This is a genomic window from Bradyrhizobium sp. BR 1432, assembly GCF_051547705.1.
GTDB classification, from domain to species: domain Bacteria; phylum Pseudomonadota; class Alphaproteobacteria; order Rhizobiales; family Xanthobacteraceae; genus Bradyrhizobium; species Bradyrhizobium zhanjiangense.
Window position 1 is genome coordinate 3,298,575 of record NZ_JBPUGF010000003.1, and the last position, 12,860, is coordinate 3,311,434.

Sequence of the window (12,860 nt, forward strand, 5' to 3'; positions counted from 1 at the left end):
CCGGCAAGGCTTGTCCTCGGAGCAATTGATAGCCGGGTCCCGGGCATCCACGTTCTTCGAACCGCTTGACGCGGCGTGGATGGCCGGGACCTAGCCGAGCGGAAGCGATGGCGTCCTTCGGTCGGCTATGCCCGGCCATGACAACGCGGAAGCACTAGCGCCCTAACCCGATGCATACGGTCGTCCGCGGACTTCACGATTGCGCGGAGCAACGCATTTGTTTGCTGACGCAAGCGTGATCTCGGTTGCACGGTCGCGCGGAAATGATCTTCCGTGGCGCTGCAGTGCGGTAGGGTTTTCGAGTTTTTCTATGGGCCGGCTCTTGCGGCGGATTCGCATCGGCATCATTGTCTAGCCGCGCTGCAGGGCAGCCAGCGCCGCACCTTTCTATCCTCGGAAACGAACTCCCAGAATGTACAAGCTCTATTCGATGCAGCGCTCCGGCAATAGCTACAAGGTCCGCCTTGCGCTGGCGCTGCTCAACGTGCCCTATGAGGCCATCGAGATCGACATTCTGCGCGGCGAGAGCCGCACGCCGGACTTTCTGTCGAAGAACCCGTCCGGCCAGGTGCCGCTGCTCGAGGTCGGGAACGACCGCTATCTCGCCGAGTCCAACGCCATCCTATGGTACGTTGCCGTCGGCACGCCGCTCGCACCGGAGAACCGCATCGACCGCGCCGAGGCGCTGCAGTGGATGTTCTTCGAGCAGCACGCGCTCGAACCCAACATCGGCGCGGCCTATTTCTGGCTATCGCTGGTCAAGGGCGGCCGCGATCTGCAGACCCATTCGCTGGAGGATTGGATGGAGCGCGGCTATGGCGCGCTCCAGGTGATGGAGAACCATCTCAAGTGCAACGCCTATTTCGCCGCCCGCCAGCTCACGGTCGCCGATATCGCGCTCTATGGCTACACCCATCTCGCCGACCGCTGCGACTTCGATCTTTCGACCTTCCCGGCAGTCCGGGACTGGCTGAAGCGCGTGGAAGCTGCGCCCGGCTTCGTGACGATGGACTGGCGCCCGGCCGACATCGACGACCCCGCCAGCATTGCCGCGGGCGCCTGACAGGCCTGCCCCCTGCTCGGGCAAATAGCGGGCATAAGGGCCGCCTTTGCCGCAATGTCGCCGCTTTCGGCGCGACAGCCGCCGCAATATTGCCGGTTGAAACTGGGAAATTGTGGAAAGTCGCGGGTGATTCGCTCGCGTGTTGAGGGATTTAGACCCATGATTCGGGCGTCCGGCACGGCAGGCTTTCAGGGCCAATCCGCCACCGTCGCGTCTTCCCGGCTGACCAACGCGGTCGCGGCCTCGCTCGCCGTCGCCGCACTCTCGCTGTGCCTGATCGTCACTCTGACGGTGATGTCGACCAAGGCGACCATGGCGATGGGCCTGCCGATCTGATTCCCGTTTCATCCTGGACCAGCCTTCAAGGCGCCGTGCGGCCCGCGCCGACCGGCATTGCGACAGGACGTCGATGAAGTCACCTGTGGTAGTCGTTGCGATCACGCTGACTGCGGCCATCCTGGTCGCGGCATCGCTGTTGATTTTCACCGGCATGCGCAAGAGCTCGGGCAGCTCGACGCTGAATGCGCCTGCGCTGCAACAGCGTCTCAGGCACGCGCATTTGGTCTAAAATCATCCGAAAGATTTGCGCTCCGCCGCAAGCGCCCATTAAGCGCATCGCGCGAAATCGCATCGCATCGGCGCAACGATCCGCCAGTGTTGCGGTCTTACCTCGTGGGGGAGGAGCGAGACTGGCCCATGCGGTTCGGATGGCGCGCGATCTCCGGTCCGGTGCTGACGGCAGCGACCCTGCTGCTGGCGATGCTCTTCGATCGCGTCGTCCCCACTCCCTCGCCTGCGCCGCTGCTGGTCTGCCTCGTGGCGCTGGCCGGCGCGCTGTCGGGCCTCGCCTCGGCCATGACCAGTGCAGCGGTCGCGGTGATCGGCGCGGCACTGCTCTTCCTCAACCATCACGGCGTCTCCGGCTATGGCAACGCGGATCTGGTCCGGCTCGGCCTCCTGGCAATCACGGTTGCCGGCACCGCTGGCATCACCGGTCTGATGCGCGCGCGGATGCTCGGCACATTCGCGGCCGAGCGCCAGAGCCACGCCACCGCCGCACGCCTGTCGGCCGCGCTCGACCAGATCGATATCGGCGTCGTGCTGCTCGATGCCGAGACGCGGGCCGAATTCATCAACCGCGCGTTCCGCGAATATTTTGCGGTGCCGGACCAGATCGCCGACGGCAAGCCGCCCTTCATCGCGCTGATGTATCACGGCCGCGACACCGGCGCGTTCGAGCTGCCCGAGGACGAGCTCGGCACCTTCATCGCCCAGCGCATGGAGATGGTGCGGATCGGCGATGCCACGCCGATCAACATTGCCTTGCGCAACGGCGAGGTGCTGCGTTTCGTCTGCACCGCGCTGCCCGACGGCGGCCGCATGCTGAGCTACACGCCGGTGACCGACCTCGTGCGCCACACCGATGCGCCGGCGAGCGCCGACTACTACCGCTCGCTGCGCGATCCCGCGAACCGAAGGCTGATGAGCTATCTGCGCGTTGCGGAGTAGGCGCGGCAACGTGCGCGCATCGTACGCCGGCGCTCGCGGATACAGCCCCTCACCCTACCGTCTCCCCGTAAGAACGGGGCGAGGGAGCGAGAAGCCGGTGCGCACCTCACTTTCGACTGTGCCGATACTCAACCTCTCCCCGCCCTTCTGCGGGGAGAGGTCGGATCGCACAAGCGATCCGGGTGAGGGGCAAGGCAAGCTGTCGCCACGACTAAGTGTCCATCCGACTCGCGAGACAAATTGATCAGCAAGCCCGTCATGGGTATGAAGTATCCTTCATCGATCGCGGAAATTCACATGTCCCTCACCATTCGCTCCGTTACGAAGCAGGACTACGATCAATGGCTGCCGCTGTGGGACGGCTACAATGCCTTCTACGGCCGTTCGGGCCCAACCGCGCTCGCGCCCGAGATCACGCGCATGACGTGGCAGCGTTTCTTCGACGCCTATGAGCCGGTGCATGCGCTGGTCGCCGAGAGCGACGGCCAATTGCTCGGCCTGACGCACTATCTGTTTCACCGCAGCACCACCGCAATCGAGCCGTCCTGCTATTTGCAGGATCTGTTCACGCTTGAAGCCACGCGCGGCAAGGGCGTCGGCTCCGCGCTGATCCATGGTGTGTATGAACGGGCGAAACTGGCGGGATCGCCGCGCGTCTACTGGCAGACGCACGAGACCAATCTCACGGCGCAGAGCCTGTACGACAAGGTCGCGGAACGCTCCGGCTTTATCGTCTATCGCAAGCTGTTCTGATTCCTTTCCACACCCTGTGGATAAGTCCCGCTGTCACCCTCGCGTAACATAGCGGGATTACGCTCACGCCTGCGTCTGATCAGGCCCCCCGTCACCGATCAAGCGCCCCAAGCGGTCCCCGTCAGTCGCCGCGTCTGACAGGGGCCGCATTTTTTTGTCCGCCTCATGGGCATGGCAGCAGCGCGGCGAGCGGCTTGCTGATGGGGGGCGCCGTGGTCAGAATGCGCCGCGGCTCATCTGACAGGATCTCCCATGGACATTCGCAATCTCGGCGCTTCCGGCCTGCGCGTCTCTGCGGTCGGGCTCGGCTGCAACAATTTCGGCCAGCGCACAGATCTGGAGACCTCGCGCAAGGTGATCCATCGCGCGCTCGATCTCGGCATCACGCTGTTCGACACTGCCGACATCTATTCGAACATGGGCGGCTCGGAGACGGTGCTCGGCGCCGTGCTGGGCGACCGCCGCAAGGACATCGTGCTGGCGACGAAATATTCGAAGCCGATGGCGGAGGACGGCACCAAGCAGGGCGCCTCGCGCCGCTACATCATGAGCGCGGTCGAGGCGAGTCTGAAGCGGCTCAAGACCGACTACATCGACCTCTACCAGCAGCACGATTATGATCCGCTGACGCCGATCGAGGAGAGCCTGCGCGCCCTCGACGATCTCGTCCGGCAGGGCAAGGTCCGCTACATCGGCAATTCGAACTTTCCGGCCTGGCGCGTCGCAGAGGCGGAGTACGTCGCACGCGCGATGAATGTCAGCCGCTTCGTCTCCTGCCAGGACGAATATTCCCTCCTCGTGCGCGACATCGAGAAGGATCTGTTGCCGGCAGCAACGGAATACAAGCTCGGATTATTGCCGTTCTTCCCGCTCGCAAGCGGACTTCTGACCGGCAAATACCGAAGGGGCGAGGCCGCGCCTGACGATACCCGCTTCGGCAAGGTGCCGCGGCTGCGCGACCGCTACGTCACGCCGCGCAACGAGGACATCGTCGAGAAGCTCACGGCCTTCGCCAAAACACGCGGGCACAGCATGCTCGAGCTCGCCTTCTCCTGGCTCGCCGCGCGCCCGCAAGTGTCGAGCGTGATCGCCGGCGCCACCAGCGTCGAGCAAGTCGAGGAGAACGTCAAGGCGATCGCCTGGCAGCTCAGCGCGGAGGAGATGGCGGAGATCGACAAGATCACTCTGAGCTAAACTCTGCGGCGCGCTACTTCGCGCCGCGCCCCACCGTCTGCATCACCTCAAAACCTTCGAACTGGGGATGGCCGAGATAGAGCGGCTTGTTGTCGCCGGCCTTGTGATGCGCCGCGCGAAACGCCTCCGACTTGGTCCACGCCTCGAACGCCGCGTAATTCGCCCAGACCGTGTGCGAGGCGTACAGCGTGTGGTCCTCGAGCTCGGGTCCCCGCAGCAGGTGGAATTCGACGAAGCCCGGCACCTTGTCCAGATGCGTGTCGCGCGTGAGCCAAACCTGCTCGAAAGTGGCCTCGGAGCCCTTGGCGACTCGGAAGCGGTTCATGGCGATGTACATGGGTGATTTCTCCTGTAGGCGCAATCGTCAGGGACGCGATGCTCTCTCGCTCCCTCGCCCCGTTCTTACGGGGAGAGGGTGGGGTGAGGGGCTGCCTCCGCGAGCTCGGTCTGAATTGTAGTCGAAGCGCATGAGGCACGCACCTTCATCGTACGAGTCGGATGGATTTTTGATGACGGCTACACCGTGCCCTGCCCCTCACCCGGATTGCTTTGGACGATGCTTCGCATCGCCAAGCGCAATCCGACCTCTCCCGCAAAGAGCGGGGAGAGGTTAAGTGCGCCTCGATGGACCTTTCGATTGGTCTGGCATGTAAGGGACATACCGCTCTCTCTCGCTCCCTCGCCCCGTTCTTACGGGGAGAGGGTGGGGTGAGGGGCCGCCTCCGCGAGCTCGGTCTGGATTATAGTGAGAACACCTTCGATATTTTCAAGAACGTCATTGTTCCAGAAGCGAAGCACCCTGTAACCTTTCTCTGCTAGACGTTCATCACGAATTGCATCTGTTGCAGATTCATTGTGCCGACCGCCATCAACTTCGATGATGAGCCGCTTCTCCCGGAACACGAAATCACATATGTACCCGATGATCGGCTCTTGCCGCACGAACTTGTGTCCATCGATCCTCCGATTGCGAATGCGATTCCAGAGAACCGTCTCCGCATCCGTCTGATTGACGCGAAGGCGTCGTGCGAGTCGGATGGACTTCTGATCGTGGCCGCGCATTGCCCCCTGCCCCTCACCCGGATTGCTTTGGACGATGCTTTGCATCGCCAAGCGCAATCCGACCTCTCCCCGCAAAAAGCGGGGAGAGGTTAAGCAACCAATCCCTTCATCGGCCGTGCTCCCGCGCTATCCGGAAATACCGCCTCCGCGAGCACGCGATCCGAGAGCCCAAATTGCCCCTGCAGCACGCCCTTGATGACGGAGCGCAGATCCGTGGTGGGCTTGAGGTCGCGCCCTTCATGGAGGTTGGCGAGTTTGAGGCCCGGCCAGTCGGAGATGACGCGGCCGCCTTCACGGCGCCGCCGGCGAGCAGCGCGATGGTTCCCGTGCCGTGATCGGTGCCGTCGGTGCCGTTGATGCGCGCGGTGCGGCCGAACTCGGTGGCGACCACGACCACAGTGTCGCGCCAGCGCGCGCCGAGCCCGCTTTCGAATTCGGCGAGCGCGCCGTCGAGCCCGCCGAGCAGGAAGGCGAGACGCCCCACAGGGCCGCCTTCGTTGGCGTGCGTGTCCCAGCCGTCGAAGGCGAGCGCGGCGATGCGCGGACCGTCGTCGGCGGCCATCAGCTTTGCCGCGCCGCGCGCCACCTGCCGCATCTGCGCGGCTGCATTGCCGCGTTTCGGCTTCATGTCGTCGCCGCTTGCAGCCTTGTCGAGCTGGAGGCCTTGCGACAAAGCCGTCGCCAGCACGGGATCGCGATGGCGGTAGAGCTCGACGAGGCGCATCGCGGTGTCGTCGTCGGCCTGCGGCAGCGCGACCGGCGCCCAGCCGACGGTCGGTGCATTGCCGCGCAGCACCAGCGGCGTGGTCGGGCCGACGGCAAGTCCGCTCGACACGCGCTCGCCGCGCGGCAGCGCTTCCAGCGCGCGATTGAGCCAGCCGGATTGCACCCGGCCCGGGCCGGCATAGCCGCTTTCGAGCACGTCCTGGCCGTCGAAATGCGAACGATCGCGATACGGTGTTGCGACCGCGTGGATCACCGCGGCATGCATCTCGCGATACATGCGCGCAAATTCCGGCATCGCCGGATGCAGCGCGAAGAACGAGTTCGAGCATGATCGCGGGATGCGCGCCATCCGCGGTGAGCGCGATCGAGCCGTGCAGGCCGGCGTAATCGGGGTCGCCGATCGGGGCGACGGTCGAAAGCCCGTCGAGTGCGCCGCGCAGGATCACCACGACCAGGCGCGGATCGCGCCCGTCGGCGGCGCGGGCGAATTTGGGCAGATAAGCCCAGGCCGCGAAGGAGGCACCGCCGAGCAGGAGTCCGCGGCGCGAGGTGAGGAGCCGGTTCTCGACGCAGTCGATCATCATCATCTCCGCTGCATTTCCGGCGACATCAACAGCAGCGCCAGCGCCTGCTGCCGCGATTCCGCACGCTCGATGGTTCGCCGTGTCTCGATGGAGGCCGCGTCCGCCGCCGCGAATTCCAGCAGGTCGAGCGGATCGATGTTGTTGCCGAGCCGCGCACCCATTTGCGCCGCGATGTCGAGCCGCAGCTTCATGCCTTCGGGCGCGGCCCAGGCGGCGCCGGTGTCGGGGAAACCGTTCGGTCCCGCCGGCGACCACAGGGGTTGCCCGAGCAAGTTCAGATTGTTGAGATAGGCACCGGGATCCTCCGGCACGCGCGCGAGCAGCCGGCCGCTCGCGACCAGGAAATCGTAAGGCGAGCGCATCTTGGTCAGCGGCGCTTTCCACGCTTCATCGGAATCGACCAGCGCCATGGCAAGCGCCTTGAGGTCGCCGTCGGTCTTGACGAAGATGTCGCGCAACCGCACAACCAGAGCAGGCGGCGGATCATCGGCGACGAAGTGACGGACCAATTTGGTGGCGATGAAATTCGCGGTCGAGGCGTGGCGCGCGATGTCGGCGAGCGCGGCCTCGCCTTGCGCGAGGCCCGCCTGAGCGTAGGTCTTGCCGAGCAGGATCTGCGACCCGGGCTGATGCGCATTGACATTGAACACGAAGGAGCCAGGCACTCCGAATTGTCCCTGCCGTCCGGCAAAGGTCCAGCCGGTGATGACACGCGCGAGCGAGGTGACGTCGTCCTGCGTGTAGCCGCCGCCGACGCCGAGCGTATGCAGCTCCATGATCTCACGCGCCAGATTTTCGTTCAGCCCGCGCTTGCGGTTTTGCCCTGCGCGCGAATCCGGTCCGAGCGATTGCTGGTTGTCGAGGAAGAACAGCATCGCCGGATGCTGCTCGGCCGCCTTGAGCATATCGGCGAAGCGCCCGAGCACATGCGGCCTGATCGCCTCGCGCTCGAACGCGCCGGCCCAGATCCGCGCCAGCTCGCCCTTGCTGGCGGAGATGCAAAAATGGTTTGACCAGAACACGACGAGACGCTCGGTGAAGCCGCACTCGGCAAGGGTGGCGCGCTGCAACCGGGCCAGCGCCTCGGCGCGAAATGTCTTCTGGATAACGTTGAGCGGTTGCGGCGCGGGCTTTGCGGCAGGCGGCGCGGCGGCGTTGGGCTGCATGGCCTCCGGCTTCGCCGCATGATCGGCCGGTCTTGCATCCGCCATCTGGCCGGCGACCTCCGCCGCCGCTGCGTTCAGCGAGAGATTGCGGCGCAGGGCGGGCTTCTGATCGGCAGGCGCTTGTGTCGACGGTGCTTCAGCGGCCGCCTTCGCGGCCTCGCGCGCCTGCTTGACCTGGTCCTGATAGGCGAACACCGCCTGCCCAAGCTGCGGCGTCGATTGCGGGCCCGGCGCTTCCAGCAGCACGCCATTGGGGCGCGCGAGCTCTGCCTTCACGAAACCGCGCGGATCGGAGGCGGCGTTGATGAGATCGCCGGACGCGCCGCCGCGGGCGCCGAAGCCGAAGCGATTGAGCGCAACGAGCGCGGCTTGCGAATCGCGGGCCATCGATCTGTCCTTCGCGCGTTGGGAGCCGCTTTCGGAGTCCGTGCGCAACGCGTAATATACCGCAGCGACAGATGAACCCGACATGAAAATGACGGCGAAGCTTCGACGTAAATCATGACAAATCCGCAAGAATCCTCATCGCAGGACCCGCGCCGCCTCACCTGCTCCCGCTGCGGCACCGAGTTCGGCTGCGACCTCTCAGGCAATTGCTGGTGCGCGGAGGAGACGGCAAAACTGCCGATGCCAATCGAGGGCGAGGATTGTTTGTGCCGGGCGTGTTTGCGCAAGGCGGCGGGGCAGGCGCGTAGCCCGGATGGAGCGCAAGCGTAATCCGGGAATCATTTCGCGAACGCAAATCCCGGATTGCGCTTCGCTCCATCCGGGCTACGGCAGTATCGTAGGGTGGGCAAAGCGAAGCGTGCCCACCATTTCATTGCGTGTGTGGGAGATGGTGGGCACGGCGCTTTGCGCCTTTGCCCACCCTACGAAGCTTACACCTCATGCCCCGGCGACCTTCGCGCCATGCCGTCGAACGCATCCAGCAGTTTCTCGCGCCAGACGTAGACGGGGTCGTCCGCCTCGAGCAGCTTGAACGGGCTCACCACCCGCGCCCATTGAAAACCGCCGAACACGATGTAGTCGGCATAGTTCGGCGCGGCGCCGCCGATGAAGGGTTGCTTCTTCAACGTCTGCCGCATCACCTCCAGCGACCTGCGGAACGCGACCACGCCGGTGTCGCGGCTGGCCATGACCTCTTCCAGAGACTTGCCGCCGAAGCGCGCCTCGCGCAACTGGCGGAAATAGGCGGCATCGACCTCGGCGAGGTTGTTCGGAATGTCGGCGACGATCAGCGGAAAGATGCCGCCGACGATGGCGATATCGCCGAAGGCATTGATCATGCGCGCCATGGCGCGACCGCCCTCGCCGCCAAACAACGACGGACGATCCGGAAAATTGTCTTCGAGATAGTTCGCGATCGTCCAGGAATCGACCACGGGCTTGTCGTGATGCAGCAGCACCGGGACTTTCTCAGAGCCGTGCGGCGCGATCGCGCTCTTCTCGGTGAAGCGCCAGGGCAGCGATTGTGCCGTCAGGCCCTTATGCGCGAGCGCCATTCGCGTGCGCCAGCAATACGGGCTGAACGGGCGCGCGGCGTCGGTGCCGACGAGTTCGAAGAGTTTGAGTGACATGAAAGGCAACTCCATCCGCTCCGTCATTGCGAGGAGCTCTTGCGACGAAGCAATCCAGACCGCCGCCGCAGGGACATTCTGGATTGCTTCGCTTACGCTCGCAATGACGATGTGGAGAGCGGGGCGCGCCGACGACGACTGTCATGCCCCGGCTTGACCGGGGCATCCAGTACGCCGCGACGGTCGTGAGACACACTGCTGCTGGTGTTTACTGGATCATCCGCCTTCGCGGATGATGACAGCGAGGGCGTGGGGAAAGTGAAGGCATCACCGCCCGTTCGCGCGCAACAGCCGCTCGCCACCTTCCGTCACCGCGATGATCAGCCCGATTCCGGGCACCGTCTCGCGCGCGACGTAGCCACGGTCAGCGGCGTCTTCCCAGATGGTGAGGCGCGGGCACGAGGTCTTCCAGGTCGCGATCACCTCGGCATAGGCGCGCGGTTCGCGTGCGACCCATTCGACGAAATCCAGCACCAGCGGATCGGCGTTACAGCTCATTGCAAACCTCCCTTGTCGAAGGCCGCCAGCACCGGCGCTCGTAGCACGAGCCAGCCGCCATGGACGATGTAGTAGCAGGCGATGGTGGTGATCAGCTTGTTCGACCAAGCCACGAATTGCTGGTCGGTCATCGCTTCCAGGATGCGCCGCGCCAGCGTGGTGCCGAGCATGGAGGCCGCAATCGCGACGCCGGCGAGCACGGGATCGAGGCTCGCCGCCTGGTCGATGATGCCGCCGAAATAGACCAGCTTGGTGAAATGGCTGACGAGCTGGCACATTGCCTTGGTCGCCACCTTCTCGCGCCGGCCGAAATCGCCGCCGAGGAAGAAGGTGTCGAGCAGCGGGCCGGAGACGCCGGTCATCAGCATCAAACCCATGCAGATCGTGCCGTAGACCGTGCCCTGCCAGAGCCTATCAGGGTCCGGCTTGATGTTCGCGGGCAGCAGGCGCGCCATGAACGGGGTGATGCCGAGCAAGAGCAGCGCCATCGGCTTGTCCGGCACATAGCGGGTGAGCGACCAGGCCGCGAGTGCGATGGCAGCGCCGACCATGTAGTTCGCGACCGGCCGCCAGCGGATATGCGCCCGCCAGAGCAATGCGCGCCAGCCGTTCGAGGCCATCTGCGTGATCGCATGCAGCACCATCGCGGTCGGCAGCGGCATCAAGGCCAGCAGCACGCCGATCAGGATCAGCCCGCCCGCCATGCCGAACAGCCCGGATAGGAACGCGGTGGCGACCATCAGCAATCCGAGGGCAGCGATCATGATGGACGTCACGAAGGGGGTCTCCTGTGGTGGGCAGGTAAGGGACGTAAACTCTTTCACTCCCTCGTCCCGCCCTTGCGGGGGCGGGACGAGCAACGCTCGCCCTGAGAGCGTGGGGTGAGGGGGAGTCTCCGCAAGGGAGGTGACAGTTAAACTCGCGGGAGAGTCCCCTCACCCGCAATTTGCTCCGCAATTCCGGCCTCTCCCCGCGCGCGGGGAGAGGCGAAGGAGAACGTGCCTTGCTTGCCCTTCCTTCGCAAACTGAGTTATCTTGGCCTGGCATCAGCTTTCCTGAGGGTCGGGCATTTGCGGCGGCTGCTGTTTCTCAACGGCATCAAGGCATTCGAGGCGGCGGCGCGGACCGGCAGCTTTGCCGCGGCCGGCGTCGAGCTCAACGTCTCGGCGGCCGCCGTCAGCCGCATGGTGCATCTGCTGGAACAGCGGCTCGGCCTCGCGCTGTTCGAGCGCAAGGCCAACAAGCTCGTGCTGACGCAGGCCGGCCGTGCCTATCAGAGCGGTCTGACGCCGATCTTCGATGCGCTGGCGAGCCTCACCGCGCAGGTGACCGCGCCCTCCAGCGTGCGTGTGCTCACCATCGGCGTCGGCCACACCTTTGCGATGCGCTGGCTGATCCCACGCCTGTCGGAGTTTCGCAGCGAGGAGTCGGACATCGAGGTGCGCTTCACCACCGGCGGCGCCTCGGTGCCATTTGGCGAGGACTGGAGCTGCGGCATCAAGCTCGGCACCGGCGACTGGCCCGGCCTGGTCGCCGAGCCGCTGTTCGCCGGCGACCTCACGCCGGTCTGCGTGCCGCGCCTTGCGAGCGGCCTGAAGCGGCCGACCGATCTGAGGGGACCGAGCCTGATCCGCGTCGCGCATTCGCCGGAGGATTGGCCGCTCTGGCTCAAGGCCGCGAACCTGGCGCGCATCAACGCGCGCGGGCCAGAGTTCCAGTTCTACGGCCAGGCGCTCCAGGCCGCCGCCGACGGACTCGGCATCGCCATGGGCATCCGGCCCTATATCGACGACGATCTCGCCGCCGGGCGCCTGGTGGCGCCGTTCGATCTCTCAGTGCCCAAGGGCATGCGCTGGTACCTGCTCTATCGCAGTTTCCAGACCGAGCATCGCGACTTCGCCGCGTTCCGCCGCTGGATCATGCGCACGGCGTCGGAACCGGCGGCGCGTCCGGTGCGGCGGATCGGCCGTGCTGCGGCGCGGAACTGATGCGCTCGGCAAAAAAGCCCCGCGGCTTGTGAACGGCTTCACATCCTGAAATTCGCAAATGTGGTCCCCTGACCCTCCGAAAAGAAAAGTGGGACCTACAAGAATGACGACCCTTTACGACGGCTTTGACATCGAATCCTTCGAAGCTGGCAAGGGGCTGTGGCACGCGCGCATCCGGCGCGCCGATTTCAGCCCGGTTGCCATCGACGGCGTGCTGTTTCCGGCCATGGAAGTCGGCTTCGCCTGGCCTGATCGCGACGCCGCGATTGCCGATGCCAAGCACCACATCGATCGCTTCCGCCGGCGGGCCGACAGCGACGACGAATAATAGACGAGCGGGTCTGCAACGGACCCGCGACAGGGCGGCGGGGAACCGGTCATGTCAATCATCGAAGCCGACGGACTACGGCCGCGGATCTATGCCCGCGCCGTGCTGTCCAACTGCCCGGAATGCGACGGCGATCTCATGGTGCTCCGTGTGATCGGCGGTCGCGCCGGATGCGAGTACTGGACCATGCGCTGCCCCGATTGCGGCGGCATCCATCTCGACATCCTGAGGCCGCATCAGGCGGGCGAGGACGACGAGGGGCCGCTACCGGCGGCGTGAGCCTCGAGGCTGCTGCCAACCTGCTGTCAGCAGGCTGCATGACGATGGGCATTCGCCCTTTATCGCGGGGCGGACTCGTCCCATATTCGCCCCATGGCGAAGAAACCCGCATCCTCCGAAAAATCCGGCAAAT

The 12,860-nt window shown here is 65.1% G+C and carries 16 protein-coding genes and 1 pseudogene; 10 read left to right on the forward strand and 7 right to left on the reverse strand.

Annotation, left to right across the window (positions count from 1 at the left end; all coding sequences use genetic code 11):
- Positions 1 to 412: 412 nt before the first annotated feature.
- The 6 genes from ACSKB8_RS15715 to ACSKB8_RS15740 all read left to right on the forward strand — a co-directional run bounded on the left by ACSKB8_RS15715 (position 413) and on the right by ACSKB8_RS15740 (position 4,519).
- Complete coding sequence (locus ACSKB8_RS15715; RefSeq protein ID WP_091886645.1) at positions 413 to 1,063, forward strand: glutathione S-transferase family protein; 651 nt, start codon at positions 413 to 415, stop codon at positions 1,061 to 1,063.
- 159 nt (positions 1,064 to 1,222) lie between these two features.
- Positions 1,223 to 1,399: a hypothetical protein gene (locus tag ACSKB8_RS15720; protein WP_164934664.1), complete on the forward strand. Its 177-nt coding sequence runs from the start codon at positions 1,223 to 1,225 to the stop codon at positions 1,397 to 1,399.
- Positions 1,400 to 1,472: 73 nt separating this feature from the next.
- Positions 1,473 to 1,631 (forward strand): hypothetical protein, encoded by a 159-nt coding sequence (locus tag ACSKB8_RS15725; RefSeq protein ID WP_091886648.1) that lies wholly within the window; start codon positions 1,473 to 1,475, stop codon positions 1,629 to 1,631.
- A gap of 128 nt (positions 1,632 to 1,759) precedes the next feature.
- Positions 1,760 to 2,572 carry a PAS-domain containing protein gene (locus tag ACSKB8_RS15730; RefSeq protein ID WP_128939785.1) on the forward strand — a complete coding sequence of 271 codons (813 nt, stop codon included), beginning with the start codon at positions 1,760 to 1,762 and terminating at the stop codon, positions 2,570 to 2,572.
- Between the two features lie 297 nt (positions 2,573 to 2,869).
- A complete protein-coding gene (locus ACSKB8_RS15735; RefSeq protein WP_438105091.1) occupies positions 2,870 to 3,325 on the forward strand; it encodes an N-acetyltransferase family protein in 456 nt (151 codons plus the stop codon).
- 252 nt (positions 3,326 to 3,577) lie between these two features.
- Entirely contained in the window at positions 3,578 to 4,519 is a 942-nt protein-coding gene (locus ACSKB8_RS15740; protein ID WP_438105092.1) for an aldo/keto reductase, read from the forward strand.
- A gap of 13 nt (positions 4,520 to 4,532) precedes the next feature.
- Here ACSKB8_RS15740 and ACSKB8_RS15745 read toward each other — a convergent pair whose 3' ends face one another.
- From ACSKB8_RS15745 to ACSKB8_RS15760, 4 genes and pseudogenes are all read right to left on the reverse strand, one after another.
- Positions 4,533 to 4,856 carry an antibiotic biosynthesis monooxygenase family protein gene (locus tag ACSKB8_RS15745; protein WP_370986281.1) on the reverse strand — a complete coding sequence of 108 codons (324 nt, stop codon included), beginning with the start codon at positions 4,854 to 4,856 and terminating at the stop codon, positions 4,533 to 4,535.
- A 353-nt stretch (positions 4,857 to 5,209) separates the two neighbouring features.
- Positions 5,210 to 5,581, reverse strand: a complete 372-nt coding sequence (locus ACSKB8_RS15750) for an endonuclease domain-containing protein (RefSeq protein WP_438110548.1) — start codon at positions 5,579 to 5,581, stop codon at positions 5,210 to 5,212.
- Positions 5,582 to 5,670: 89 nt separating this feature from the next.
- Positions 5,671 to 6,888, reverse strand: a pseudogene (locus ACSKB8_RS15755) (DUF1501 domain-containing protein).
- A 2-nt stretch (positions 6,889 to 6,890) separates the two neighbouring features.
- Positions 6,891 to 8,444, reverse strand: a complete 1,554-nt coding sequence (locus tag ACSKB8_RS15760) for a DUF1800 domain-containing protein (protein ID WP_438105094.1) — start codon at positions 8,442 to 8,444, stop codon at positions 6,891 to 6,893.
- A 114-nt stretch (positions 8,445 to 8,558) separates the two neighbouring features.
- Here ACSKB8_RS15760 and ACSKB8_RS15765 point away from each other — a divergent pair, with 114 nt between their 5' ends.
- The gene (locus ACSKB8_RS15765; protein ID WP_438105096.1) at positions 8,559 to 8,774 is read left to right on the forward strand and encodes a cysteine-rich CWC family protein; all 216 of its coding nucleotides are present in this window, start codon (positions 8,559 to 8,561) and stop codon (positions 8,772 to 8,774) included.
- A 161-nt stretch (positions 8,775 to 8,935) separates the two neighbouring features.
- Here the strand turns inward: ACSKB8_RS15765 and ACSKB8_RS15770 are convergent, their stop codons facing one another.
- The 3 genes from ACSKB8_RS15770 to ACSKB8_RS15780 form a co-directional block, all read right to left on the reverse strand.
- On the reverse strand, positions 8,936 to 9,634 hold the full coding sequence (locus tag ACSKB8_RS15770) for a glutathione S-transferase family protein (RefSeq protein WP_438105098.1): 699 nt from the start codon (positions 9,632 to 9,634) through the stop codon (positions 8,936 to 8,938).
- A gap of 267 nt (positions 9,635 to 9,901) precedes the next feature.
- Entirely contained in the window at positions 9,902 to 10,132 is a 231-nt protein-coding gene (locus ACSKB8_RS15775) for a hypothetical protein (protein ID WP_438105099.1), read from the reverse strand.
- Complete coding sequence (locus ACSKB8_RS15780) at positions 10,129 to 10,908, reverse strand: TSUP family transporter (RefSeq protein WP_438105100.1); 780 nt, start codon at positions 10,906 to 10,908, stop codon at positions 10,129 to 10,131. Before ACSKB8_RS15780 ends, ACSKB8_RS15775 begins: the two co-directional genes overlap by 4 nt.
- A gap of 294 nt (positions 10,909 to 11,202) precedes the next feature.
- Here ACSKB8_RS15780 and ACSKB8_RS15785 point away from each other — a divergent pair, with 294 nt between their 5' ends.
- From ACSKB8_RS15785 to ACSKB8_RS15795, 3 genes are all read left to right on the forward strand, one after another.
- Positions 11,203 to 12,120: a LysR substrate-binding domain-containing protein gene (locus tag ACSKB8_RS15785; RefSeq protein ID WP_438105102.1), complete on the forward strand. Its 918-nt coding sequence runs from the start codon at positions 11,203 to 11,205 to the stop codon at positions 12,118 to 12,120.
- 103 nt (positions 12,121 to 12,223) lie between these two features.
- Positions 12,224 to 12,448: a hypothetical protein gene (locus ACSKB8_RS15790; RefSeq protein WP_091886682.1), complete on the forward strand. Its 225-nt coding sequence runs from the start codon at positions 12,224 to 12,226 to the stop codon at positions 12,446 to 12,448.
- A 51-nt stretch (positions 12,449 to 12,499) separates the two neighbouring features.
- Positions 12,500 to 12,727, forward strand: a complete 228-nt coding sequence (locus tag ACSKB8_RS15795) for a hypothetical protein (protein ID WP_370986289.1) — start codon at positions 12,500 to 12,502, stop codon at positions 12,725 to 12,727.
- The last annotated feature ends 133 nt before the right edge of the window (positions 12,728 to 12,860 follow it).